1 pseudogene is annotated in these 499 nt (G+C 66.5%); it reads right to left on the bottom strand.

Annotated features, from left to right (window positions below):
• Positions 1-87 precede the first annotated feature (87 nt).
• Positions 88-499, bottom strand: a pseudogene (locus EN984_RS37200) (exopolyphosphatase); the annotation flags it as partial.

The following is a 499-nucleotide window of genomic DNA, read 5'->3' as shown; positions in this document are numbered from 1 at the left end:
GGCTAGGGTGGGGGTCCTCTTCGCAAGAGTCCATGGCCCTGCGTCGACGGGCGTGGTTCGGCGTAACGCCTACTTGACCGACACGCCCTACTTCACCGACATGCTGGGCCCACCCTCGACAGCCAGCACCAGACGGCGGTTGGTGATCCTTGCCAGTTGCGCCAGGCGCCCGGCCGGCCGCTCGCCATAGAGATCGGCCAGCGATGCCGGCAAGACCAGCGCCAGCACGCCGTTGGCGCGCTGTTCCCATTTCAGCCTGGGCATGATGCCCGGCATCGACGCCGTCAGCAGGTAGACGACGCGCATCATCGCGGCGAGCACGCGCGCCCGCTCCAGATAACGCGGCGGCGCCAACGCCTTGATCTCGGGGGCGATGGCTTCGTTGAAGATGCCGTCGTGACGATAGGCGTTGGCCATGGCCAGGAAGGCACGGCCGGGATGGTCGACGCCGAAGAAGGAGGCGTGCGCGATGATGTTGAGCGATTGCTTGCCGCGATAT

This window comes from Mesorhizobium sp. M7A.F.Ca.CA.004.12.1.1, from assembly GCF_003997835.1.
Lineage (GTDB): Bacteria > Pseudomonadota > Alphaproteobacteria > Rhizobiales > Rhizobiaceae > Mesorhizobium.
The sequence above is the reverse complement of the archived record's forward strand: the minus strand, read 5'-3'. Positions and strand labels throughout refer to the sequence as shown.